This is a genomic window from Aestuariivirga sp., from assembly GCF_041738905.1.
Taxonomy (GTDB): domain Bacteria; phylum Pseudomonadota; class Alphaproteobacteria; order Rhizobiales; family Aestuariivirgaceae; genus Aestuariivirga.
On record NZ_JBGSOZ010000187.1, the window covers coordinates 1 to 24,017 of the forward strand.

19 protein-coding genes and 1 pseudogene are annotated in these 24,017 nt (G+C 63.5%); 1 reads left to right on the forward strand and 19 read right to left on the reverse strand.

The window, feature by feature from the left end; genetic code table 11:
• A pseudogene (locus ACEW8Q_RS17700) lies at positions 1-372 on the forward strand (calcium-binding protein); the annotation flags it as partial.
• 28 nt (positions 373-400) lie between these two features.
• On the opposite strand, the gene ligA reads toward ACEW8Q_RS17700, so the two are convergent.
• From ligA to mraW, 19 genes are all read right to left on the reverse strand, one after another.
• The gene (gene ligA, locus ACEW8Q_RS17705; protein ID WP_373505380.1) at positions 401-2,506 is read right to left on the reverse strand and encodes an NAD-dependent DNA ligase LigA; all 2,106 of its coding nucleotides are present in this window, start codon (positions 2,504-2,506) and stop codon (positions 401-403) included.
• Positions 2,506-4,176: a DNA repair protein RecN gene (gene recN, locus ACEW8Q_RS17710; RefSeq protein WP_373505381.1), complete on the reverse strand. Its 1,671-nt coding sequence runs from the start codon at positions 4,174-4,176 to the stop codon at positions 2,506-2,508. The genes ligA and recN overlap by 1 nt, the downstream gene beginning before the upstream one ends.
• 44 nt (positions 4,177-4,220) lie before the next feature.
• Positions 4,221-5,123: an outer membrane protein assembly factor BamD gene (locus ACEW8Q_RS17715; RefSeq protein ID WP_373505382.1), complete on the reverse strand. Its 903-nt coding sequence runs from the start codon at positions 5,121-5,123 to the stop codon at positions 4,221-4,223.
• Positions 5,124-5,299: 176 nt separating this feature from the next.
• Complete coding sequence (gene ftsZ, locus ACEW8Q_RS17720; protein ID WP_373505383.1) at positions 5,300-6,874, reverse strand: cell division protein FtsZ; 1,575 nt, start codon at positions 6,872-6,874, stop codon at positions 5,300-5,302.
• A gap of 133 nt (positions 6,875-7,007) precedes the next feature.
• Positions 7,008-8,324, reverse strand: coding sequence for a hemolysin family protein (locus ACEW8Q_RS17725; RefSeq protein ID WP_373505384.1), 1,317 nt, complete (start codon positions 8,322-8,324; stop codon positions 7,008-7,010).
• 58 nt (positions 8,325-8,382) lie between these two features.
• The gene (gene ftsA / locus ACEW8Q_RS17730; RefSeq protein WP_373505385.1) at positions 8,383-9,708 is read right to left on the reverse strand and encodes a cell division protein FtsA; all 1,326 of its coding nucleotides are present in this window, start codon (positions 9,706-9,708) and stop codon (positions 8,383-8,385) included.
• Between the two features lie 40 nt (positions 9,709-9,748).
• On the reverse strand, positions 9,749-10,612 hold the full coding sequence (locus ACEW8Q_RS17735; protein ID WP_373505386.1) for a cell division protein FtsQ/DivIB: 864 nt from the start codon (positions 10,610-10,612) through the stop codon (positions 9,749-9,751).
• Positions 10,609-11,553 carry a D-alanine--D-alanine ligase gene (locus ACEW8Q_RS17740; protein WP_373505387.1) on the reverse strand — a complete coding sequence of 315 codons (945 nt, stop codon included), beginning with the start codon at positions 11,551-11,553 and terminating at the stop codon, positions 10,609-10,611. Before ACEW8Q_RS17740 ends, ACEW8Q_RS17735 begins: the two co-directional genes overlap by 4 nt.
• A complete protein-coding gene (gene murB / locus ACEW8Q_RS17745) occupies positions 11,550-12,479 on the reverse strand; it encodes a UDP-N-acetylmuramate dehydrogenase (RefSeq protein ID WP_373505388.1) in 930 nt (309 codons plus the stop codon). Before murB ends, ACEW8Q_RS17740 begins: the two co-directional genes overlap by 4 nt.
• Positions 12,479-13,894, reverse strand: coding sequence for a UDP-N-acetylmuramate--L-alanine ligase (murC, locus tag ACEW8Q_RS17750; protein ID WP_373505389.1), 1,416 nt, complete (start codon positions 13,892-13,894; stop codon positions 12,479-12,481). The genes murB and murC overlap by 1 nt, the downstream gene beginning before the upstream one ends.
• Entirely contained in the window at positions 13,891-14,991 is a 1,101-nt protein-coding gene (murG, locus tag ACEW8Q_RS17755) for an undecaprenyldiphospho-muramoylpentapeptide beta-N-acetylglucosaminyltransferase (protein WP_373505390.1), read from the reverse strand. Before murG ends, murC begins: the two co-directional genes overlap by 4 nt.
• Positions 14,992-14,997: 6 nt before the next feature.
• Positions 14,998-16,140, reverse strand: coding sequence for an FtsW/RodA/SpoVE family cell cycle protein (locus ACEW8Q_RS17760; RefSeq protein WP_373505397.1), 1,143 nt, complete (start codon positions 16,138-16,140; stop codon positions 14,998-15,000).
• On the reverse strand, positions 16,127-17,548 hold the full coding sequence (murD, locus tag ACEW8Q_RS17765; protein WP_373505391.1) for a UDP-N-acetylmuramoyl-L-alanine--D-glutamate ligase: 1,422 nt from the start codon (positions 17,546-17,548) through the stop codon (positions 16,127-16,129). The genes ACEW8Q_RS17760 and murD overlap by 14 nt, the downstream gene beginning before the upstream one ends.
• 4 nt (positions 17,549-17,552) lie before the next feature.
• On the reverse strand, positions 17,553-18,641 hold the full coding sequence (gene mraY, locus ACEW8Q_RS17770; protein WP_373505392.1) for a phospho-N-acetylmuramoyl-pentapeptide-transferase: 1,089 nt from the start codon (positions 18,639-18,641) through the stop codon (positions 17,553-17,555).
• Positions 18,641-20,068: a UDP-N-acetylmuramoylalanyl-D-glutamyl-2,6-diaminopimelate--D-alanyl-D-alanine ligase gene (locus tag ACEW8Q_RS17775; protein WP_373505393.1), complete on the reverse strand. Its 1,428-nt coding sequence runs from the start codon at positions 20,066-20,068 to the stop codon at positions 18,641-18,643. Before ACEW8Q_RS17775 ends, mraY begins: the two co-directional genes overlap by 1 nt.
• Positions 20,061-21,515 carry a UDP-N-acetylmuramoyl-L-alanyl-D-glutamate--2,6-diaminopimelate ligase gene (locus ACEW8Q_RS17780; RefSeq protein WP_373505398.1) on the reverse strand — a complete coding sequence of 485 codons (1,455 nt, stop codon included), beginning with the start codon at positions 21,513-21,515 and terminating at the stop codon, positions 20,061-20,063. Before ACEW8Q_RS17780 ends, ACEW8Q_RS17775 begins: the two co-directional genes overlap by 8 nt.
• A gap of 11 nt (positions 21,516-21,526) precedes the next feature.
• On the reverse strand, positions 21,527-23,230 hold the full coding sequence (locus tag ACEW8Q_RS17785; RefSeq protein ID WP_373505394.1) for a peptidoglycan D,D-transpeptidase FtsI family protein: 1,704 nt from the start codon (positions 23,228-23,230) through the stop codon (positions 21,527-21,529).
• Between the two features lie 2 nt (positions 23,231-23,232).
• Entirely contained in the window at positions 23,233-23,583 is a 351-nt protein-coding gene (gene ftsL, locus ACEW8Q_RS17790; protein WP_373505395.1) for a cell division protein FtsL, read from the reverse strand.
• The coding region (gene mraW / locus ACEW8Q_RS17795; RefSeq protein WP_373505396.1) for a 16S rRNA (cytosine(1402)-N(4))-methyltransferase at positions 23,583-24,017 on the reverse strand (435 nt) is incomplete at its 5' end. The genes mraW and ftsL, both read right to left, overlap by 1 nt.

A 24,017-nucleotide genomic window follows, 5' to 3' on the forward strand; every position in this document is an offset into this window, starting at 1 on the left:
ATCGGCGGCAGTGGTGCCGACACGCTGGATGGCGGGCTGGGCGTCGACACGGTGACCGGCGGCGGCGGGGCGGACCGCTTCCTCATGAGCAACGCGACCACAGGCAACCGCGACGTGATCACCGACTTCGTGTCCGGCACCGATGTCATCGCGCTCGATTTCCAGACCTTCGGCATCATCGGTTTTCAGGTCGAAGAAGGCCAGTTGCGCTTCGGCACGTCGGCTCAGGACGAGGACGATTTCCTGATCTACACTCAGGCGACCGGGCGGCTGCAATTCGACGCCGACGCCAACGGAGCGGGCGCGGCCGTCGTCATTGCTTCTCTGGCAGCGGGAACGACCCTTTTGTTTACCGATTTCGAGTTAGCTTGACGGACAACCCTGCACAGGGCCCAGGGCATCAGCCCTGCCCCGTGCGAACGAACCATTCGTTCTCGTCGATCACCTCGACGCCGTGTTTCTGGGCGTCCTTGAGCTTCGAGCCGGCACCCGGCCCCGCCACCAGCAGATCCGTCTTCTTGGAGACGGAGCCTGAGACCTTGGCGCCCAGCCGCTCGGCCATGGCCTTCGCTTCCTCGCGGGTCATCCGTTCCAATGCGCCGGTGAAGACCACGGTCTTGCCCGCCACGGGTGATGTCGTGCTGCGGGCTTCGAGCGGCGTTACGTTCACATGCTTGAGGAGTTCGTCGACCACATCGCGGTTATGCGGTTCGCCGAAGAACTGGACGACGGCCTCCGCCACGATCTCGCCGATGCCGTCGATGGCATTGAGTTCGTTCCACGCCTCGCCTTCCATGTCCGAGGCGGCGATCATCTGGTCGCGGAAGGCGTCCGCCGTGCCATAGGCGCGCGCCAATGCCCGCGCCGTCGTCTCACCCACATGGCGGATGCCGAGGGCAAATATGAAGCGGTCAAGCCCGATGGTGCGGCGCTCGTCGATGGCGTCGAAAAGCTTCCGGACACTCGCCTCGCCCCAGCCTTCGCGGTTCTTCAGCCGTTTGAGCTGTCCCTTGTCGCGCTCCTCCAGCGTAAAGATGTCATGCGGCCACTGGATCAGGCCATCGGCATAGAATTCCGCAATGATCTTGTCGCCCAGGCCCTCGATGTCGAAGGCATTGCGCGAGGCGAAATGCTTCAGACGTTCCACACGTTGCGCGGCACAGATGAGGCCACCCGTGCAACGGCGCACCGCATCCGTCTTGCCCGACGCTCGCTCCTCGCGCTCGGCATGGCTGCCGCAGACCGGGCAGACATGCGGGAAGACATAAGGCACAGAGTCAGCAGGCCGCTTTTCAAGGATGTGGCCGAGGATCTGCGGAATGACGTCACCTGCCCGCTGCACGGTGACCGTATCGCCCTCGCGGATATCCTTCCGTGCGATCTCGTCCTCGTTATGCAGCGTTGCATTGGTGACGACGACGCCGCCGACCGTGACGGGCTTCAAACGAGCGACAGGGGTGAGAGCCCCGGTGCGCCCCACCTGGATGTCGATCTTCTCCAGAATGGTCGTCGCCTTCTCGGCGGAAAACTTGTGGGCCAGCCCCCAGCGCGGGCTGCGCGATACGAAGCCCAGCCGCTGCTGCCAATCGAGGCGGTTCACCTTGTAGACGACGCCGTCGATGTCATAGCCAAGTTCGGCGCGCTGGCTTTCGATCAGGCGATATTGCGCCAGTAACTCCTCGACCGAGCGGCACAGTTTCATGAGCGGATTGGTTGGGAGCCCCCAGGACGCAAAGGCATCGATCACGCCCATCTGGGTCTTCGCAGGCAAAGCAGGCGCCTCACCCCAGGCATAGGCAAAGAATTTCAGGGGCCGTGACGCGGTGATCGACGGATCGAGCTGGCGGAGCGAACCCGCCGCCGCGTTGCGGGGGTTGGCGAAGGTCTTCTCGCCGCATTGAATTTGTTTCTCATTTAGTGCCGCGAAGTCCTTGTGGGACATGTAGATTTCGCCCCGCACCTCAACCAGTTCGGGAGCATCGCCGTGCAGCCGCTTCGGCACCGAGGCCATTGTCATCACGTTGGCCGTGACGTTCTCGCCCTCGAAGCCATCCCCCCGGGTTGCCGCCTGCATGAGCTTGCGGTTTTCATAGCGGAGCGAAATCGACAAACCGTCAATCTTCGGCTCGGCGGTGATCTCCACCACTTCATTATCAGGAAGATTGAGGAACCGCCGGATGCGGCCCACAAACTCCGTGGCGTCTTCCTCGCTGAAACCGTTGGAGAGCGACAGCATGGGAACGGCGTGACGAACCTTGCCGAATTTCGCGAGCAGGCCAGAGCCCACGCGGCGCGATGGTGAGTTCTCGCGGATCAGCTCTGGAAAGCGCGCCTCGATGGCGTCGTTGCGGAGCCTGAGAGCGTCGTACTCAGCATCCGAAATCGTTGGAGCGTCATGTTCGTGATAGGCGCGGTCATGTTCCGCAATCTCTTCTGCCAGCCTTTGCAGTTCGGAAGCAGCTTCGAGGGGCGTAAGGTCTTCGACCGGGATCGGTTTCCTTGCCATCAGCCCCTGCCGCGAAGCAGTTCATCGGCTTGCGCACGCGCGGCTTCCGTCACCTGCGCGCCCGATAGCATGCGGGCCACTTCCTCGCGGCGGCTCCCCGAGGACAAGGGCTGCACGCGCGTCACCATGCGCTTCGAAGCCACCTCCTCCATCTTGGAGATCAGCATGTGCTGCGAGGCCCGCGCGGCCACCTGCGGGCTGTGCGTGACCGCCAGCACCTGAAGATTGCCAGCCAGCCGTGACAGCCTCGCCCCGATTGCATCCGCCACGGCGCCCCCCACGCCTGTGTCGATCTCGTCGAAGATGAGCGTGGGGGCCGATCCCTTGGACGCAAGGATCACCTTGAGCGCAAGCATGAAACGCGCGAGTTCACCGCCCGAGGCGACTTTCATCAGCGGGGCCAATGGTGTTCCCGGGTTGGCGGCCACCATGAACTCGATACGGTCGATGCCATGGGAGCCGGGCTTTCCGGCATCGGTCTCGATGGCGGTCTCGAAACGCGCCCGCTCAAGCTTCAAGGGCGGCAGTTCCACCATCACCGCCTTGTCGAGCAGCCTGGCCGTCTTGCGGCGCTTGTTGGAGAGCTTTTCCGCTGCACTATCAAACGCATCACGCGCTTGTCTGAACTCCTGCTCAAGCTTCCGCAGCCGCCCGCCGCCATCGCTCAAGGCCTGCAATTCGGTATCGAAGCGCTCGCGCACCTGGGCCAGCGTATCGACCGTACATTTGAATTTCCGCGCGGCCGCCCGAAGCGCGAACAGCCGCTCCTCCGACTTCTCCAGTTCCTTCGGATCGAAGATGAAGGAGCGCTGCGCCTCGGCTATGGCGCGTTCGGCCTCGGTGATCTCGGCCAGCACGCGGTCGAGCGCCTGGCAGACATGGTCGAGCCGCCCGCCCGCCGTCTCCCGCCGCCGCTCAAGCTTGCGAAGCGCGGCGTTCAGGCGGGCAACCGACGTGCCATCGCCCGCAAGGGCCTCCTCGGCATCGGTCAACGCATCGGCATATTGCTCGGATGACATCATCATCTGCCGTGCTTCGGCAAGAAGCGCCTCTTCGCCCTCAATGGGGTTGAGCGCGCGAAGCTCCTCTGCCGCGTGCTCCAGGTACTCGCGCTCGGCTTCCGCCCGCTCCATGAGGCGGCGGTGGTCATTGAGCGCTGCCTCGGCGGCGGCGGCCCTGGCCCACAGCGCGGACACATCCATGACTTCGGCATCATGCCCGCCAAATGCATCGAGAAGCCTCCGGTGCACGGTCACGTCGACCAGCGCCCGGTCGGCGTGCTGGCCGTGGATCTCGGCCAGCGCCACGGCGATCTGGCGCAGCAGGTTGAGGCTGACGGGCTGGTCGTTGATGGAAGCACGGCTGGGGCCATCGGCATTCTGGATCCGGCGGATGACGAGTTCGCCCTCGGCATCCACCCCCTGCTCCTTGAGGATTGCGAAGGCCGGATGCGTCTTCGGCAGGCTGAAGGCGGCGGTGACGACACCGCGCTCGGCGCCTGACCGCACGAGGCTCGAGTCACCTCGGGCGCCAAGGGCGAGGCCAAGCGAATCGAGCAGGATGGATTTGCCGGCACCCGTTTCCCCGGTGAGCACGGTGAGGCCCTTGTCGAGCGAGATATCGAGCTTCTCGATCAGGACGATGTCGCGAATGGAGAGAGCGGTGAGCATGGCCGCAGTTTATAGCGGAATCGCAGCCATGCGCGAGAGGCGAGTTAGAGCGGATTGATCGTGTCGAACGCCTTCGATATCCACGACTCCTCGTTCTCGACCGGAGCCTGCCCGTCGCTGGAGACGAGACGGTAGGCGTCCTTGTACCAGTCCGAGTTGGGATAGTTGTGGCCCAGTACCGCCGCCGCTGTCTGCGCCTCGGAGACGACGCCCAAGGCCATGTAGCCTTCCGACAGCCGGTAAAGCGCTTCCGGCGTCTGGCTGGTGTTCTGGAAATCCGTCACCACCCGCTTGAAGCGGTTGATGCCGGCGAGATAGCTGCCCTGGCGGTAATAATATCGGCCGACTTCCATTTCCTTGCCGGCCAGATGGTCGCGCGCCACGATCACCTTCTGCGCGGCATCCTGGGCATAGGCCGTTCCGGGATAGCGTTGTGCGACTTCTTCCAGCGCGGCGACAGCCTGCTTGGTCGCTGTCTGGTCGCGCTTGGCGTCACTGATCCTGTTGTAGTTCGAAACCGCGATGAGATAGTAGGCGTAGCCCGCATCCTTGTGGCCCGGATGCAGCGTCACGAAACGGTTGGCGGCAACGATCGTGTCGTCCCAATGACCCTGCCGGTACTGCGCATAGGCCTGCATCAGGATCGATTTGGTGGCGGAACTCGAATAGGGATATTGCCGTTCGACTTCGGCGAACTTCTTGACTGCGGTCTTGTTCGATCCATCGGCCAGAGCAGCCAGCCCCTCATTGTAGAGCTTGGCGACTTCCTGTCCCTCGTTTGCCGAGGCCATGTCGGGCGCGACACCGGTGCTCATGGCCGCCGTCGAACTGCCGCTGGACGTGTCGTCGCCCCAGATGCCATCCATGATGTTCGTGGCACAGCCGGTAACCGACATGGCAATGGCGAGCGCCACCACGGCATGAGCTGTCTTGCGTATCACCGGCACCAAAGACCTCAACGGAAACCACATCCCTCAACGCACGACTCAAAAGCTGGTCCCGCACCAGACGCGGGTCTTAGCCGTCGTGCAGGCAAAACACCATCGCCGCCTGAGCCTTCATAAATGCCGGAAACCCGGCGGAAGTGTGACCGCCGGGTTCAAGGCTTTTCCCATGAAATCAATCAGTTGGCCTGGCGGCGCAGAAACGCTGGGATCTCCAGCTGATCATCGTCCATGTCGGGCTGGGCAGGCTGCGCCGGTTGCGGTTGTGGCTGGGCCTGCGGCCGCACCTGGACCGGCTGGCGGGCAACGGGTTGCATGGCGATGGTGGGTTCGCGCTGGCTGGGTGCCGGATCGTCCTTGCGGCCGAGTCCGACGCTGGCCAGTCGCTGGAACAGGCCGGGCTTCTTCTTTTCGGCATGAGCGGCAATCGACTCGATGCGGCCCTGCTGCACTTCGATCTGCTTCTTCACCTGCGGCGGGAAATCCTCGATCCCGGGCATGCGGACGGGACGGGCCTGCTGCTGGGGCTGCTGGGCGACGGGAGTCAGATGCACCGGCTCAGGTTGTGCTTCGGGCTCCTGCTCGTCCTGCATGAAGGGCTGAACCTGCTGCGCGGGTTGCTGCACGGCGGGTTGCGTCGTCACGATGACCGGCATGCGGGCAGCCATCGGAGCGGGCTGCTGCACAGGCTTCTTGGGCGCCGTCTGGTTGCCCTTGCCGTGGAAACCGAAGACGGAAGGCTTGTCGGCTTGTTCCTCGGCTTCTTCGGTCTTGGCTCCCTTGAGCGCCTCGGCAGCCAGCCCGGTTGCAACGACCGAGACGCGCATGATGCCTTCGAGCGATTCGTCGAATGTGGCGCCGAGGATGATGTTGGCTTCGGGGTCCACTTCCTCGCGGATGCGGGTTGCGGCTTCATCGACTTCGTAAAGCGTCAGGTCGGGACCGCCGGTGATCGAAATCAGCAACCCGCGGGCGCCGCGCATCGAAACATCATCGAGCAGCGGGTTGGAGATCGCGGCTTCAGCGGCCTCGATGGCGCGCTTGTCGCCCGAGGCTTCTCCGGTACCCATCATGGCACGGCCCATCTCGCTCATGATCGCGCGGACGTCGGCGAAGTCGAGGTTGATGAGGCCTTCCTTGGTCATCAGTTCGGTGATCGAGGCGACGCCCGAATAGAGCACCTGGTCTGCCATCGCGAAGGCGGCGGCAAAGGTGGTTTTCTCGTTGGCGACGCGGAAGAGGTTCTGGTTGGGAATGACGATCAGCGTGTCGACGTGCTTGGCAAGCTGCTCGATGCCGCGCTCGGCGGTCTGCTGGCGGCGAACGCCCTCGAAGTGGAAGGGCTTCGTTACGACGCCGACGGTGAGGATGCCCTGCTCCTTGGCAGCGCGCGCGATGACGGGAGCGGCTCCGGTGCCGGTCCCGCCGCCCATGCCCGCGGTGATGAAGGCCATGTGAGAGCCTGCGAGATGGTCGAGGATTTCAGGCAATGCCTCCTCGGCGGCAGCGGCACCGATCTGTGGTTGAGATCCAGCACCCAGCCCCTGCGTCAGAGCTGTGCCCATTTGAACCCTGCGTTGCGCGGCATTCTGCATGAGTGCCTGCGCATCAGTATTCGCCACGACGAACTCGACGCCCTCGAGGCGGCTTTCGATCATGTTGTTGACGGCGTTACCGCCCGCACCTCCGACGCCAAACACGGTGATACGAGGCTTCAGATCAGAGAGATTCGGTACGGTAAGATTGATTGTCATGTTTCGGCGCCCGGATTGATTTGCCGAATCCATATTTCTTACCCAATCCATAACAAATGGTTAACGCGCGCTAACCAATCCCGGAAAATGAGTCTAAAACTGAACTGATTTGAATCAGGCCGCTAATCTGCGGTTAGTTTCGCTGGGGCGAAGCCGCCTGACGGTGAACTCCAGTCGTCCGGCTCACCAGCACCTTGTCTACCCTGCGCCCATCGAGGTCGATCACCTCGAAGCGCCATTGACCGATCTTCACGGCCTGCCCCAGAGAGGGCAGATGCTTGAGCGCATCGATGACGAGGCCAGCCACCGTCTCGTAGCGCCGCTTGGGCGGCAACGTGAAGCCAATGAGTTCTGCCATCTCGTCGGCCGCCATTTCACCCGACAGCAGCCAGGACCCGTCGTCGCGCTGGATTGCACCCTCATGGCTCCCCGGCTCGCCTTCGAAGCTGCCCGCAATGGACTCGAGCAGGTCGGCCGCCGTAACGATGCCGAGAGTCCGGCCGTATTCGTCCTGGACGAAGGCCATGTGCACGGAAGAGCCACGAAACAGCTCCATGGCTTCGAGCGCCGGCATCGATTCCGGAATGACCGGGACCGTCTGCACGAGCTTTCCCAGATCCAGCTTGCGCCGCTCCAGCAGCGCATCGGCCACGTCCTTGATGGCGACGATTCCCATCACCTGCTCCGGGTCGTCACCGCGGACCGGAATGCGCGAGTGCGGCGTGGCGAGGATTTTCTTGCGTATGTCCGCGAGCTCGTCGTCCATGTCCAGCATGTCGATAGCGGTCAGCGGCGTCATCAAAGCACGCACCGGCCTGTCGCCAAGGCGCATGACGCCCGCGATCATGTCGCGTTCGCCGCTCTCGATGACACCCGCCGACTCCGCTTCGGCGATGAGGGTCCTGATCTCCTCGTCGGTCACCGTCGCCTCGCTTGTCTCCTTCAGGCCGAGCAGCCTGATCAGCAAGCGTCCCGACCCGTCGAGAAGCCAGACGAATGGCGCGGCAAGCTTCGAGAGCAGGCTCATGGGATAGGCTACGCGGCACGCAATGATCTCGGGATTCTTGAGCGCGATCTGCTTCGGCACCAATTCGCCGATGATGAGCGACACATAGGTGATTGCCGTGACTGCCAGCGCGAAGCCCACGGCATCCGCATAGTCGGGAAAGAATCCGATGCCGGTCAGGAAACCCGCCAGCCGGTCGCCCAGGGCCGCGCCCGAAACCGCGCCTGCGAGAATGCCAACGAGCGTGATGCCCACCTGAACTGTGGAGAGAAATCGGCCGGGGTTCTCGGCCAATTGAAGGGCGCGCCGCGCGCCTGTGACGCCACGGTCGCTCATGGCCTTGAGACGGCCCGGACGGGACGACACGACAGCCAGTTCCGACATGGCCAAGACGCCGTTCAGCAGGACAAGGCCCAGAACAAGCAGGATTTCGAGATACAGCATTGAGCGAGCGCATATAGCGCCTGCCCTTCCGCTATGCAAACTCAGTCGCTACGGCAACTCAGAAGCTGTCGGCGATCCAGCGGCCCATGCGGCGGACGTAGCCTGCCTGGGCGCGCTCCACTTCTTCGGCCTTGGCCTTGGGCAGCGCATAATGCTGGTCGGGCTTGAGTGCATAGTTGAGGAGGCCTGCGCACACGGCAAATCCAGGCGAATGCGCTGACTCCGGCATGCCCTGCACATGGGCGGGTGAACCCAGGCGCACCTGACGGTCGAGCCACTGGCTTGCAACCTCGCGCACGCCATTGAGCTGGCTGGCGCCGCCCGTGATCACCAGCCTGCGGCCCGCGAGATGGGCTGCTCCGGATTTCTCCAGCTTGTCGCGCAGCATCTCGAACGTCTCTTCGAGGCGCGGACGGATGATGCCTGTCAGCATCGATTTGGGAACCTGCTGCACGGTATCCACACCACGCTCGCCAAGCAGTGGTACTGAGATCATCTCGCGCTCATCGACCTGGGAGGCCAGCGCAGAGCCCCACAGTGTCTTCATGCGCTCGGCATGGGCAATGGTGGTCGACAGGCCCCTGGCGATGTCGTTGGTGATGTGCTGGCCTCCCAGCGGCACGATGTCGGCCGAGACCAGATGGTTCTCGTGGAAGATCGCGAAACTGGTGGTGGCGCCGCCCATGTCGACGACTGTCACGCCCAGCGTCTTCTCGTCATCCGCCAGCACGGCACGAGCCGAGGCATAGGGCGCCATGACAAAGCCCGCGACAGCCAGATGGGCGCGCTCGACGGCAAGCGTCAGGTTACGGAGGTGCGGCGTCTCCACGGTCACGACGCCAAGGTCAAGCGACAGCGTTTCGCCGAACATGCCGACGGGTTCCTTGACCCCCCGCGCGTCATCCAGATGATATTGTAGCGGCGACAGATGCAGGATGGAGCGGCGGCCAGGATCGACCTGCGTCAGGGTCGTGTCGAGGACGCGGTCCAGGTCGCGCGAACTCACCTGGTTCCCCTGTGTCTTTTCGGTGCCGGTGAAAAGACGAGACTGCGGGCGTCCGCCGGAGACGTTCACATAGATTTCGCTGATGGTACGCTGGGCCATGCGCTCGGCGGCATCGACCGCCAACCTGATGGCGCGCTCGGCCTCATCGACATTGATGATCGTCCCCGCGCGGATGCCGCGCGAGATCTGGTGGCCAACGCCCAGAACCTTCAGGCTGTTCTTGTCGTCTGAATCGGAACTGCGATGCTTGGCGGGCACGGCCTCCGCGATGAGGCAACTGATCTTGGTCGACCCGATGTCAAGGGCAGCAACGATGCCGCCTTTCGTCACGGCGGGGGTCTTCGGCCCGCTCTTACCCTGAAACTGTACCACCGTCATGACGCAACACCCCTGGAACCCAACACACCCCGGTCCGACTTCAGTGACTCTTCGCCACCTTCTTTTTCTTTCCGGTCTCGACGTCCTCGGCCTTCACTTCGGCCACTTCCACCATCACGCGCCCATCGAGCCGCAAGTCGACCGACTTGATGCCCTTGGACAGGAGCCGCTGCGACTTGTGCAGCTCGTCCACCATCCGGATCGCGTCCTGCCAGCCCTGCTCCGGCAACTGCACCGTGATGCCGCTGTCGAGATAGAGCGTCCAGCGGCGGTCGCCCACCCGGGCCGCCGCCTTCACCTGCAACAGTAAGTCAGGATAGGCTGAAACTTGGTTAATGAGATCCGCTGCGGCCTTGTTGGCGCCCTCGCCTGTGACGAGCGGCAGCCGGACAAGCTCGGCGGCGGAGAGACCGCTCATGGCCGTGCCACTCTTGTCGATGATGTAGTAGGAAGGACCCCGCTGCCAGATGGCAAAAGGCTCACGCTCGCGCACGGAGATATCGAGCTGGTTGGGAAACCTGCGCTGTACCTTGGCCGCCTCGATCCAGTCCAGGTTCTCCAGGATGCGGCGCGCGACGGCGGCGTCGAATCCAATGAGAGATCCGCCTGGAGCTATTCCGATGGCCCCCAGCAGCGCTTCGGGATCGTGATGCGACAGCCCTGTGATGGTGATGTCTTCAGCCGCCATGCCCACGACGCCCGCGGCCTTTCCCGGAAGCTGGAGCCAGCGGCTGCCCTCATAGTCGAGATACTCGCCCCTGATGAGGCCCGTGGAGATGACCGCACCGAGGAACAGCAAGGCAGAGGCGCGCACGGCGAAACGCACGCGGAACTCATTGCCGCGATCGAGCCAGCTCAGCGAGCGGCGCGGGCGTTCATAAACATGGAGCGTTGTGTCTGTCATCGGTCGAACGACGCATCATTGACCATCCAGGCGACAAGGTCCTCGAAACTGTGGCCCGCGTGGGCCGCAAGTTCGGGAACGAGCGAGGTGCCCGTCATGCCCGGCTGGGTGTTCACTTCGAGAAGGATGAGCTCGCCATCCTTCACGGTGTCATTGTAGCGGAAGTCCGCGCGCGAGATGCCACGGCAGCCCAGCGCCTGATGTGCCTTGAGCGCATATTGCTGGCACTTGCGATAGATGTCCTTCGGAATCTCGGCGGGCAGGATGTGCTGCGAGCCACCGGGCGCGTATTTGGAATTGTAGTCGTACCAGGTGGAGCTCTTCGACACGATGTCGATGACGCCCAACGCCACGTCGCCCATGACCGCGCAGGTCAATTCCTTGCCTGGAATGAAGCGCTCGACCATCGCCTGGTCACCGAAGATGGCGCGCTGTTCCAGCACCATGGCCGCAGGTCCATTCGACGTCGAGAGCACGATGTGCACCCCCACGCTGGAACCCTCGGCGACGGGCTTCACCACATAGGGAGGCGGCATCGGATGCTGTGTCGCTACAGTCTCGATGTCCACGAGCTTGCTCTCGGCCACTGGTAGCCCGGCCTCGCGGAATATGATCTTGGACTTCTCCTTGTGCATGGCGAGCGAAGAGGCCAGCACGCCGGAATGCGTATAGGGAATCTGGAGCGTCTCGAGGATCGCAGCACAGCAGCCGTCCTCGCCCCACTTGCCGTGCAGCGCATTGAAGGCCACGTCCGGCTTCAGGTCCTGCAGGATTGACACGATGCGGTCACGCTTGACGTCGACCGGAACCACATTGAAGCCCGCGCGGCGCAGCGCACCTGCACAGGCCTCGCCTGAGGCAAGGCTGACGTCGCGCTCGGCGGACCAGCCGCCCATCAGGACCGCGACTGTCGTATCCTGCGGAATGCGGCGCGTGTTCATGCGGCACCTACTGCGGGAAGGCCGATACGCTTGATTTCCCAGTCGAGCTCGACGCCGGACGTTGCCTTGACCTTCGCGCGCACGGTTTCGCCCAGTTCCTCGATCTGCGAAGCCGTGGCACCGCCTTCGTTGATGAGGAAGTTGCAATGAAGCTCGGAGACTTTCGCGGGACCGACCGCATAACCGCGCATGCCCGCCTTGTCGATCAGCTGCCACGACTTGTTGCCAGGCGGGTTCTTGAAGGTGGACCCGCCAGTGCGGCTCTTGATCGGCTGCGTTGCCTCCCGGCTCTCCGTGATCTTGTCCATCGCGGCAGAGATCTCGGCGGGATCGCCCGGACGGCCCTGGAACAGCGCCTCCGTGAACACAAGGTCCCCCGGCGCTCCCGAATGGCGATAGGTATATTTCATGTCCGCATTGGACAGCACGTGGATCATCCCCGACCGGTCTACAGCGCGTGCCTCGATCAGAATGTCCTTGGTCTCGCCCCCATAGGCCCCGGCATTCATGCGCAACGCGCCGCCGATGGTGCCCGGTATACCTCTCAGAAAGGTTAATGCATCGATACTTTTCTCCAGCGCGAAGCGGGCGACGCGGACATCCAACACCGCCGTTCCGGCGCGCACCCGATGGCCCTCTTCCTCCGTGACATTGGCAAAGCCGCGCCCCAGGCGGATGACGACACCCGGCACGCCGCCGTCGCGAACGAGAAGATTGGAGCCAACACCGATCACATAGACAGGCACATCTTTCGGCGTGGCCTTCAGGAAAGCAGCGAGGTCGGCCTCGTCCGCCGGCGTGAACAGCACCTCCGCAGGCCCGCCCGCTCGAAACCAGGTCAGATCTGCCAGCGGCGCATTGGCCTCAAGCCGGCCGCGCACTTCGGGCAAGCGCTTCAGCAGCGCCGCACCATCCAGCGCAGGCATCACGAAGCCGCCTTGTCGAAGGCTTCAAGCTGACCCGGCAGGGCATAGGCCCATTGCGTGATGGTGCCGGCACCCAGGCACATCACGATGTCGCCCGGCTTCACGATGTTGCGGACGAGCGGCGCGAGTTGCTCGGGCTTGTCGATCGCATGAACCGAGCGGTGGCCGCGTGACTTGAGGCCATCGACCAGCGACATGTGCGAGGCACCCTCGATGGGCGACTCGCCCGCTGCATAGACCGGAGCCACGATCACCGTGTCCGCATCGTTGAAGCAGGTGCAGAACTCGTTGAAGAGCGAGGAGAGCCGCGTGTAGCGATGCGGCTGCATGACGGCAACCACCTTGCCCTGTGTGACACGCCGCGCGGCACTGAGCACGGCGGCGATTTCCACCGGGTGATGACCGTAGTCATCATAGACGGTCACGCCATTGTGGGCGCCGGTGCGGGTGAAGCGGCGCTTGACGCCGGTGAAGCTCTTGAACCCCTTGCGGATGTCGTCGTCCGACATGCCGAGTTCCTTTGCCACCGCCAAGGCGGCCGTCGAGTTCAGCGCATTGTGGTCGCCGGGTATGGCGAGGCTGAGATTGTCGATGTCATGCGTCTCGCCGGTGCGGCGGTTCGTCAGGCGCACCGAGAAGCGCGTCTCGCCATCGACGTAGTTCACATCCATCAGGCGCACGTCGGCCTGCGGGCTGCGGCCATAGGTGATGACGCGGCGGTCGCGCACCTGCCCGATAAGCTCCTGCACCACCGGATGGTCGATGCACATGACGGCAAAGCCGTAGAACGGAATGTTCTCGACGAAGGCGAGGAAGGCTTCCTTAGCCTTGTCGAACGTGCCGTAATGATCGAGATGCTCGGGATCGATGTTGGTAACGATCACGACATCGGCCGGGAGCTTGACGAAGGTGCCATCGGACTCATCCGACTCGACCACCATCCAGTCACCCTTGCCGAGCCGCGCGTTGGTGCCATAGGCGTTGATGATGCCGCCGTTGATGACGGTCGGATCGAGATTTCCGGCGTCCAGCAGTGCCGCAACCAGCGATGTGGTCGTGGTCTTTCCATGCGTGCCGCCGACCGCCACGCAGGACTTGAAGCGCATCAGTTCGGCGAGCATCTCTGCGCGCCGCACGATGGGGAGATAGCGGTTGCGGGCCTCAACCAGTTCCGGATTGTCGTCCTTCACGGCAGACGACACCACCACCACCTGCGCCTCGCAGACGTTGTCGGCGCGGTGCCCGATGTGAACGTCGATCCCGGCCTTGCGCAGCCGCGCGATGTTGTAATTGTCGGTGAGGTCCGAGCCCTGGACCTTGTAGCCGAGCGTCGCCATGACTTCGGCGATGCCGCTCATGCCGATGCCGCCGATGCCGATGAAATGGATGGGGCCAACATTGCCCGGAAGTTTCATGTCGTGTGTTTCCCTGCGATCTTTTCGGTGAGGTCGGCCAGCCGCTGCGCGGCATCCGGTTTCCCATGGCCGAGCGCGGCGGCAGCCGCCTTCTGGAGTTGCGGCTGTTGAGAGCGGAGTGATGTCAGAAATTGGGCAAAGGATTCTGGCTTGAGCGCGGCCTGTGGATGAACCCACCCAGCCCCGGCATTGGCGAAGCTTTCTGCATTGCGCAACTGGTCGTTGTCGAGAGCGTGGGGCAGCGGCACCATGATGGCGGGCCTGCCGATGACGCCCAGTTCGGCAATCGTCGATGCGCCGGAACGGCAAACCACGAGATGCGCCCCTGCTATGCGCGCGGGCATGTCCATGAAGAAGGGATTCAGTTCACAGTCGAGTTCAAGTCCGCTGTATAACGCCTTGACTTGACTCATGTTCTCGGGCCGGACTTGCTGCGTCAGGCGGATGCGCTTTCGGTCCTCTGCACTCATGGCGGCAAAGACCTTTGGCATGAACTCTCCAAAGAACTGCGCGCCCTGACTGCCGCCGAAGACCAGAAGGTTGAAGCTGTCGAAGGCCGGATAAGGTGCTGCCCTGTGCTGGAGAACGATGTCCCGCACGGGATTGCCTGTGATGGTGAGCTTGGCCTCGCAGCCCGGCGGCAGGCCTCTCAAGTCGGGGAATGACGAGGCAACCGCATCAGCCCATTTCGCCAGCACCCGGTTGGCACGGCCCATGACGGCGTTCTGGTCGTGAACGCAGGACGGGATTTTCAGCCGTGCTGCGGCAAAGATTGGTGGAAATGACGGATAGCCGCCAAAGCCGACGACGGCGAGCGGCTTCACCCGCGCAAGACTCTCGCGCGCCTTGCGATAGCCGCCGTAGAGTTTCAGCACCTGTCCCGGCACGCCGAGCGGTTTCGATGGCGTGATGGTGGCGGCATGGACGATGTGGGTCTCGGCGGCCGGGAACGACTTTCCGTAGTCCCGCACGCGCTCGTCGGTCATCAGATGGACGGTATAGCCGCGCCGGTTCAGCTCCTCAGCCAGCGCCTGTGCCGGAAACAGATGCCCACCCGTGCCGCCCGCCGCCAGAACGATGATGCCGGTGCCTGCCATGCCCGCTCACGCAAACGCAGGTGACAGCGCATGGCTGCGCTGCTGGAGACCCGGCCTCCGCCGCGCCAATGCGAGCACCAGTCCCATCGCGAAGGCCATGCCGATAAGCGACGAGCCGCCATAAGAGATGAACGGCAGCGTCATGCCCTTGGCAGGCAGCAGCGCGACGTTCACGCCCATGTTGATCACGGCCTGGAAGCCAAAGGCGAGTGCAAGGCCGCTCAGCGAAAGCGCCGTGAAGGGGTCATGTTCAGACTTGGCACGCACCAGCACGCGGAGCACCACGAAGGCGAAGAGCGACATCAGGAGCAGGCAGGCGATCAACCCGAATTCCTCGCCGACCACCGCGAAGGTGAAGTCGGTATGGGCATCGGGCAGCACCAGCTTGGCGTCACCGCCACCGGGGCCCGCGCCCATCAACCCGCCATTCTTGAAAGCGCGGATCGCAGTATCGACCTGGAACGTGTCGCCCTTGTCGGGGCTGAGGAAGCGGTCGATGCGCGACTGAACGTGAGGAACCATGAAATAGGCAGCGAAGACGCCGCCAACGCCTAGGCCGGCCAGGCCCAGAACGGCAATCCATGGAATTCCATAGATCAGCAGCATCGATCCGAAGGTGAGAACCACAAGCGCCGTCTGACCGAAGTCGGGCTGCAAAACCAGAAGGCCGATGAACAGCCCCGCCATCAGGAACGCGATATAGTTGCCCGGCATTTCCGGGCGGCGCGTGTGTTCCGCAAGGAACCACGCAGCAACGATGACGAAACTGGGCTTTGCGAGCTCAGAAGGCTGGAGATTGAGCGGACCGACATTGATCCAGCGATGCGCGCCCTTGATCTCCGGACCGAAGAACAGGGCCGCCACCATGAGAACGAGCGAAAGGCCAAAGACGATGAGGCCCGAGCGCCTTGCCATGCGTGGCGGGAAGAACGACAGCGCCACCAGCATGGGCACGGCCAGCACCAGATACATCAGCTGCCCCTTGATGAAATGGAACGTGCCGACACCAATGCGATCGGCGACTGGCGGGCTGGCCGCCATGCTGATGAGCACGCCCGCCGACATGAGCAGGAGCACGGCAAACATCAGTCCGCGGTCCACGGTGAACCACCACTGCGCGAGAAGTCCGCGATCGCTACGTCCGAGCAGCATGGGTCTCTCCTGGAAGTGTCATCTCGATGCCGGGAAGCTGCGAGACGGCCTTGACAAAGGCATCGCCCCGAACTTCGAAGTTGGGATACTGGTCGAAGGATGCGCAAGCCGGCGACAACAGCACCACCGCGCCCGGCTTGCCATCGGCCCTGGCATCGCGGAGCGCGGCAGAAACCGCATTCTCCAGCGTACCGCAGGCCTCCACCGGCATAGTGGTCCCAAGCGTTGCTGCAAATTGCTCCGTGGCCTGACCGATGAGGTAGGTCCGCGCCACACGGGCAAACAGCGGGCGCAGTGGCTCGATGCCGCCTGCCTTCGCGATGCCGCCGGCGATCCAGTAGATGTTCTCAAAGGAGGCCAGCGCCTTTTCGGCGGCATCCGCGTTGGTGGCCTTGGAATCGTTGATGAGGGCAATCGCTCCGGCGCGAGCCACCTGCTGCATGCGGTGCGCAAGGCCGGGGAAGCTCTTCATTGCAGCTTCTATGACCGGCAGCGCCACGCCGAACGCGTGCGCCGCGCCATAGGCCATGCAGGCATTCTGCCAGTTGTGCCGGCCCTTCATAGCGGGCATGCCGCGGAGGTCGATCTGCGCTTCCTCAAGTCCGGCGCGGCGGTCGCGCAGGATTCCGTCATGGGCGGTGATGCCATCTGCAAGTCCCTCGATGACCGAGACCTTGCGAACATCGGCTCCCGTCCATCGCGCCTTGTCGGCGATCGAGGCGCACCATCCATCATCCACGCCGCACAGCACGGTATTGCCCTCGCCCACTTTCGCGAACATGCGGGCCTTCACCGCTGCGTAATTCTCCATGTTGCCATGGCGGTCGAGATGGTCGGGCGTGATGTTGGTGAGAATGCCGACTTGCGGAGCAAGTCCCGGCATCAGGTCAATCTGAAAGGAAGAGAGTTCAAGCACATAGATGCGGTCCTTCACCGGCTGGCGGAGAAGGAACACCGCCGTGCCGATGTTGCCGCCAACATCCACATCGAGTCCCGCCTCGCGCAGCACATGGCCAATCAGGGCCGTGGTGGTCGACTTGCCGTTGGTGCCGGTGATCCCGACGATGCGCGAACCCGCCTTGGCCGCTTCACGCGCGAATACTTCCGTGTCGCCGATGACCTCGATCCCGGCATGGCGGGCCTTCAGCACGGTCCAGTGCGGCTCGGGATGCGTGAGGGGCACGCCGGGGCTCAGCACGAGCGCATCGAGACCGGCGAAATCGAGACCGTGGAGACTGGTGATGGGAAGCCCCTGCCCCCGCGCTTTCTCGACCGCCGGAGCGGAATCGTCCCAGGCATGAACCTCGGCACCACCCAGCCGCAAGGCCTCGATGCAGGCCGTGCCGGATCGTGCCAGTCCGAAGACGGCAACCTTCTTGCCCTTGAATGAGGTGGCAGGAAACAATGCTCTACCTCAGCTTCAGCGTGGAAAGGCCGATCAGCGCCAGAACGATGGCGATGATCCAGAAACGGATGACGATGGTGGGCTCCTTCCAGCCCTTCTGCTCGAAATGGTGATGCAGCGGCGCCATGGCGAAGACGCGCTTTCCGGTCATCTTGAAAGACGCGACCTGGATGATGACAGAGGCGGTTTCAAGCACGAAGAGGCCGCCGATGATGGCAAGCACGATCTCGTGCTTGGCGGCAACCGCGATGGCGCCGAGGGCACCACCGAGCGACAGCGAACCCGTGTCGCCCATGAAGATCATTGCAGGCGGCGCATTGAACCACAGGAAGCCGAGGCCAGCACCAAGAATGGCACCGCAGATGATGGCAAGCTCGCCCGAGCCGCGCACGAAATGAAGTTCGAGATAGGTCGAAAAATTGAAATTGCCGACGAGATAGACAATGAGCCCGAGGCTCGCCGCCGCGATCATCACCGGCACGATGGCGAGGCCGTCGAGGCCATCCGTCATGTTGACGGCATTGCCCGCGCCGACGACGACGAACATGCCGACGAAGATGAAGAAGTAGCTGAACGGGATCAGCACGTCCTTCAGGAAGGGAACGGCCAGCGAAGTTGAGAGCGGCGCCTCGCCGATCGACATGAAGATGCCAACCGCGATGCCCGCGATGAGAAATTCGGCCAGCAATCGAACCTTGCCGGAGAACCCTTTTGTGGAGGCCTTGGTGACCTTGAGGAAATCGTCATAGAAGCCGATGGCGCCGAAACCCAGCGTCACGAACAGCACGGCCCAGACATAGAGATTGCGGAGATCGGCCCAGATCAGGGTTGCAAAGAAGATGCCCGACAGGATCATCAGGCCGCCCATGGTCGGCGTGCCCTGCTTTTCCACAATGTGGCGCTGCGGCCCGTCAGAACGGATCGGCTGGCCACGGCCCTGCTTCAACTTGAGGAGCGAGATGATGCGTGGCCCGAACAGGAACACGAACAGCAACGCGGTGAGCACCGCCGCACCCGTGCGCGTCGTCTGGTAACGGAAGACGTTGAAGGGCGAGAACTCGTCCGTGAGGCTCGTGAGCAGCAGATAGAGCATTAGGTCTCCTTACCGAGCGGCGGATGCGCCGCCCTGATCGCCTCGACCAGCGGACCCATGCGCATGCCGAGCGAGCCCTTGACCATCACCACGTCACCGGCCTTCAAACCGGCCAGCAACGCATCCCTGATGCCATCGGAAGTCGCGGCGTGAATTCCGCGTTTGCCCGCCGGAACCCGTGCCCAAAGATTCGCCATGAGAGGCCCGGCGGCGTATAGGACATCCACCTTGGCGGCGTCCATGGGCTCGAAAAGCCCGGCGTGGAGGCCCGGCGCGTGGTCTCCCAGCTCCAGCATGTCGCCCAGCACGGCAATCCGCCGCCCGCCCTTTCCGGGCTTGGAGGCGCCGAGCAGCGCCAGCGCTGCGCCAACGGAAGCCGGATTGGCATTGTAGCTCTCATCGATCAGCAGAAGCTCACCGCCCGGAATCGAAAGTGACTCACGGACCCCGCGTCCCTTGGCCGGTTGTGCGGTGGCCAGCGCCAGCGCGGCGCGGGCAAGATCGGCGCCTGCAAGCTTCACGGCCGCCAGCACGGCGAGGCTGTTCACCGCCATGTGCTCGCCCGGAACCCCGAGCTTGTAGATCAGGCTCTCTCCCATCACCGTCGCGGTCACGCAGCAGCACTCAGGAAGCAGCGCCACGCGCTCCATGCGAACGTCGGATTCGGGATGCTTGCCGAAAGAGACGATGCTGGTCACGCCGCATGCCTTCGCGGCTGCGGCGAGCCGTTCGAAATAGGGCGTATCGCGGCTGACGACGGCATGGCCGCCGGGCAGCAACCCGGTGAAGATCTCGGCCTTCGCATCGGCGATGTCATCGAGCGAAGTGAAATGGCCCAGGTGGCTGGCGGCAATCGTGGTGACGATCGCAATATGGGGCTTCACCCAGCCCACCAGCGGCGTGATCTCGCCCGCGTGGTTCATGCCGACCTCTAAGACGCCAAAGGCCGTTTCGCGCGGCATGCGGGCGAGCGTCAGCGGCACGCCCCAGTGATTGTTGAAGGAGGCAGCCGAGGCATGAGTCTGGCCCGACGCCGAGAGCGCCACGCGCAGCATTTCCTTGGTCGATGTCTTGCCGACGCTGCCGGTCACGGCGATGACCTGCCCGTGACAGCGCGCGCGAGCTGCAATCCCCATGTTCTCAAGCCCGCGCAGCGGGTCTTCCGCGACTTGCAGCACCGGCCCCGCCGCAAGCATCTCGTCCGTCACGCGCGAGACGAGGCCAAGTCCTGCACCGGCCTTCAACGCGCCCGCAACGAAATCATGCCCGTCATGACGCTCGCCCTTGATGGCCACGAAGATGTCGCCCTGCCCCACGGCGCGCGAGTCGATGCTCACGGCGTTGAGCGGCTTCGTCACATGCCCATGCAACGTGCCGCCCGTGGCCGCCACGAGTTCGTCCGCCGTCCACAGCGGGTGATCAACCATGATAGTCCCGTCCTTCAATCGCGGCCTTCACCGCCTCGTGGTCGCTGAAGGGCAGAACCGTCTTGCCGATCTTCTGACCCTCTTCATGTCCTTTGCCCGCCACCATCAGCACGTCACCCGCTTCGAGCGCATCGACGGCGGCGCGGATGGCTTCCGCCCGGTTGCCGATCTCGATGGCGCCCGGCGCCTCCGACATGATGGCGGCGCGGATCGAGGCTGGGTCCTCCGTACGCGGATTGTCGTCCGTCACATAGACCCTGTCGGCAAGCCGCGTGGCGATGGCGCCCATGATCGGGCGCTTGGTGCGGTCGCGGTCGCCGCCGCAGCCGAACACCACATGAAGCTTGCCCTTCGTATAGGGCCGCAATGAACGGATGGCGTTGTCGAGCGCATCTGGCTTGTGCGAGTAATCCACGAACACGGGCGCGCCAATCCGGCTGCGGCCCGCGAGTTCAAGCCGGCCCTTGGCACCTTTCAGCGACTCGAGCGCGTGCATGACCTGGGCTTCGTCGCCCCCGGTGCCGATGACGAGACCCGCCGCGACAAGTGCATTCGAGGCCTGGAAATCACCGACCAGCGGTAGCTGCACCCGGTAGCGGTGCCCCCGCACTTCTGTATCGAGTCTTTGGCCGAAGCCCTCGCGCTCAACGTCGATGATGCGAAGCGTCTCGCCCTTCCGCCCGACCGTCAGCAGGTCGAGCCCACGCGCCCTGCAACATGCAACTACCTCTGCGCCATGGTCGCTGTCGGCATTGATGACCGCCGCCGAACCCGGCTGCAGCAGGTCTTCGAACAGCCGCATCTTGGCATTGAAATAGGCCTCGACTGTAGGGTGATAGTCGAGGTGATCATGCGAGAGGTTGGTGAAGGCGCCTGCGGAGATCCGCAACCCGTCGAGCCGGAACTGGTCGAGACCGTGGCTTGAGGCTTCAAGCGCCAGATGGTCGACTTGGTCGTCCGCCAGCATCGCCACAGCCTGCTGCAGGCTGACCGGATCGGGCGTCGTGTGTTCGAGTTCCAGCGTGCCCGCGGGCGACACGATTCCAACCGTGCCTAGGCTCGCGGCGCGAAAACCGATCGACGTCCAGATTTCACGAACGAAGGAGGCGACGGAGGTCTTGCCGCTGGTGCCGGTGACTGCGACGATCAGATCGGGTTGCCGCCCGAAAAAGCGTGCTGCCATGCGTGCAAAGACGAGGCGCGGATTCCTGACCGCCAGAAGCGGAACGCCGGACACGTCCGCTCCCTCGCCCGCCAGCACCGCCACGGCGCCTGTTGCAATGGCTTGCGGAATGAATTTCGATCCGTCGACGCTCGAACCCGGCAAGGCCGCGAACACGAAACCGGGCTTCACCGCCCGGCTGTCGGAGGTGAGGCCCGTCACGGGTATGGCGCCGGCGCCTGCGGGTAATGCCACATCGCCGCCCATCAGCCGTTCGAGGGATATCGTCACGTCGATCAACCCTTTTTCTTCTTTTCCAGCTTGGCGAGCTTCTCGAGGTCCTCGGGTGTGAACACGGGCTCCACTCCCAGCATCGGTGCAATGCGCTCGATGATGAGGGCCGCGGTGGGAACGGCATTCCAGCCCGACGTTGCGAAACCATAGGTCTCGGGCGTGGGCTTCGGCTCGTCCAGCATCACGAGCAGGAGATATTTCGGCTTGTCCATGGGAAAAGCGCCGATGAAGGAGGTGAGGCGCTTGTCCTTCGAGTAGCGCCCAGCCACCACCTTTTCGGCGGTGCCCGTCTTGCCGCCGACGCGATAGCCGATGACATCGGCCCTCGATGCCGTGCCTTCCGATGCATTGAGGCGAAACAGATAGCGCAGCTTCTCGCTCGTCTCCGGCTTGACGACGGCCTGCGCCATCACCATCGCATCTTCCTCGCTGCGCTTCAGCAAGGTGGGCGTCATCAGATGTCCGCCATTGAGCAATCCCGCAACCACCGCCGCACCCTGCAAAGGCTGGACGGCAAAACCGTGGCCGAAAGCAGCCGTGGCCGTGGCAAGCTTGCTCCAGCGCTTGGGGAGCAGCGGCCTCGCACTTTCGGGAAGTTCCGTCTGCAGCCGCTCCATCAGGCCCACACGGCGCAGGAATTCCTGGTGGCGTTCCATGCCCACATCGAGCGCCATCTTGGCCGTACCGATGTTGGAAGAGTTCGTGAAGATCTCAGGCACCGTCAGCACGGCGCGCTTGGCGTGGAAGTCGTTGATGCGGGCTGAGCCGATGACAAGCGGAAAGCGCGCATCATAGCTGCTGGTGAGACTGGCCGTCCCGAAATCCAGGGCCATGGCGAAGGTAACAGCCTTGACGACCGAGCCTAGTTCGTAGACGCCTGCCGTCAGCTTGTTCTGCTGGTCCTTCGAGAAGTTCTTGTTTTCCTGGTTGGGATTGAAGTCGGGGAGCGACACCAATCCCAGAATTTCGCCGGTGTTGATGTTCATCACGATGCCGCCGCCGGCAATCGCCTTGAACTTGTCCATCGCCTTCGCCAGTTCGTCCGCGAGAGCAGCCTGCAGGCGGATGTCGATCGACATCTGCGCGGGTGCCGTGCGATGTTCTTCAGGCTCTGCCAGAGAGGCCGTATAGAGCGCGCCCTGGTCATCGAGATATTTCTCGATACCGGCGATGCCCTTGGTATCGAGATCGACATAACCAACCACATGCGCGCCGAGGTGGCCTTGCGGATAGACGCGGCGGCGCTCGTTCACGTAGCTGACACCGGGAATGCCAAGATTGTAGACGGCGTCGCGTTCTTCCGGCGACACCTGGCGCTTCAGCCATGCAAAGCGTTTCGAGGTTGTGAGCTTGCGGCGCAATTCCTTCGCATCGAGATCGGGAACCGTGGCGGTGAGAAGCTCGATCGCCTCATCGATGTCGATGATCTTGGACGGGTCGGCATAGAGCGATGCGACAGCGACGTCGGTTGCCAGCAGCACGCCATTGCGGTCGATGATGTCGGGCCGCGGCAGGCGGTCTTCCTGCGCGATGCGGGGCCGCTCCTCCTCCAGCTTGGGAAACAGCGTCAGCTTGGTAAGCTGGCCGGCGATGGCGAGGAAAGCCACGCCGAAGAACAGCCCGATGAGGCGGATGCGGTTCTGCCCGCCCAGAGTGCGGGGGCGTTCATCATCTTCGTGAGCGGGTTCTTGAGGGATATCGGTCATGGTCATTGCATCTTGTCGATGATGGCGCCGATCGGGTCTGAGCCATCGGCTTCGAGTTTGACGATTGGCTCGGCTGGAACGTGGGCACCAAGTTCTTCAAGCTTGACGATCTGCTTGGCCTGCAGCGTCGAAAGACCCAGATGGATTTCGGCGAGCTTGCGCAGCCTGTCAGGACGCGTGAGGCTCGACCATTCCGCATTGAGGAAGCGCGTGTTCTCGATCTCCTCCTCGATGCCGCGCTCCAGCCGCGAAATCTGGCGTTCGAGGCCGCGCGTGGTGTGTTCCAGCGAATAGAGCACGAAGCCCGAGACGAGCACCGTGATAACGAGAAGGGCGTTGAGGAACTTGTGCATCAGTGGCGGGTCCCTGTGGCGGCGGTGAGGCCGATCTCATCGGCAATGGAGGGCATGGGTGCTGCCGTCGTGCGGATGCCGGCGCGCAGCTTGGCGGAACGTGCCCGCGGGTTGCGCCAGGCCTCTTCATCGGTGGCGCCGAGATGGCCCTTGAAGGGAAGCTCGAAACTTGGATCAGGCCCCCGCGCCACATCAGGCACGTGCCGCGATGCGGAGGGCAGCTTTCCGGCGCGCGAGGCGAAGAAGCGCTTCACGATGCGGTCTTCAAGCGAATGAAAGGTGACGACGACAAGGCGCCCGCCGGGTACCAGCAGCCGCTCGGCGGCATGCAGAGCCTCGACCAGTTCATCAAGTTCGCCGTTCACATGGATACGCAGCGCCTGGAATGTGCGCGTGGCGGGATGGATGCGGTCGGGCCGCGGCCTCCCGGTGAC

Coding starts and splice junctions, on each gene's coding strand:
- recN (WP_373505381.1), bottom strand. CDS start 4,176: ATGCTCACCGCTCTCTCCATTCGCGACATCGTCCTGATCGAGAAGCTC.
- murB (WP_373505388.1), bottom strand. CDS start 12,479: ATGCCTGCGCTGGATGGTGCGGCGCTGCTGAAGCGCTTGCCCGAAGTG.
- ACEW8Q_RS17735 (WP_373505386.1), bottom strand. CDS start 10,612: ATGACAGACACAACGCTCCATGTTTATGAACGCCCGCGCCGCTCGCTG.
- ACEW8Q_RS17725 (WP_373505384.1), bottom strand. CDS start 8,324: ATGCTGTATCTCGAAATCCTGCTTGTTCTGGGCCTTGTCCTGCTGAAC.
- murC (WP_373505389.1), bottom strand. CDS start 13,894: ATGAAACTTCCGGGCAATGTTGGCCCCATCCATTTCATCGGCATCGGC.
- ACEW8Q_RS17740 (WP_373505387.1), bottom strand. CDS start 11,553: ATGAACACGCGCCGCATTCCGCAGGATACGACAGTCGCGGTCCTGATG.
- mraY (WP_373505392.1), bottom strand. CDS start 18,641: ATGCTCTATCTGCTGCTCACGAGCCTCACGGACGAGTTCTCGCCCTTC.
- ligA (WP_373505380.1), bottom strand. CDS start 2,506: ATGGCAAGGAAACCGATCCCGGTCGAAGACCTTACGCCCCTCGAAGCT.
- murG (WP_373505390.1), bottom strand. CDS start 14,991: ATGGCAGGCACCGGCATCATCGTTCTGGCGGCGGGCGGCACGGGTGGG.
- ftsZ (WP_373505383.1), bottom strand. CDS start 6,874: ATGACAATCAATCTTACCGTACCGAATCTCTCTGATCTGAAGCCTCGT.
- ftsA (WP_373505385.1), bottom strand. CDS start 9,708: ATGACGGTGGTACAGTTTCAGGGTAAGAGCGGGCCGAAGACCCCCGCC.
- ACEW8Q_RS17785 (WP_373505394.1), bottom strand. CDS start 23,230: ATGACCGATATCCCTCAAGAACCCGCTCACGAAGATGATGAACGCCCC.
- ACEW8Q_RS17775 (WP_373505393.1), bottom strand. CDS start 20,068: ATGGTTGATCACCCGCTGTGGACGGCGGACGAACTCGTGGCGGCCACG.
- ftsL (WP_373505395.1), bottom strand. CDS start 23,583: ATGCACAAGTTCCTCAACGCCCTTCTCGTTATCACGGTGCTCGTCTCG.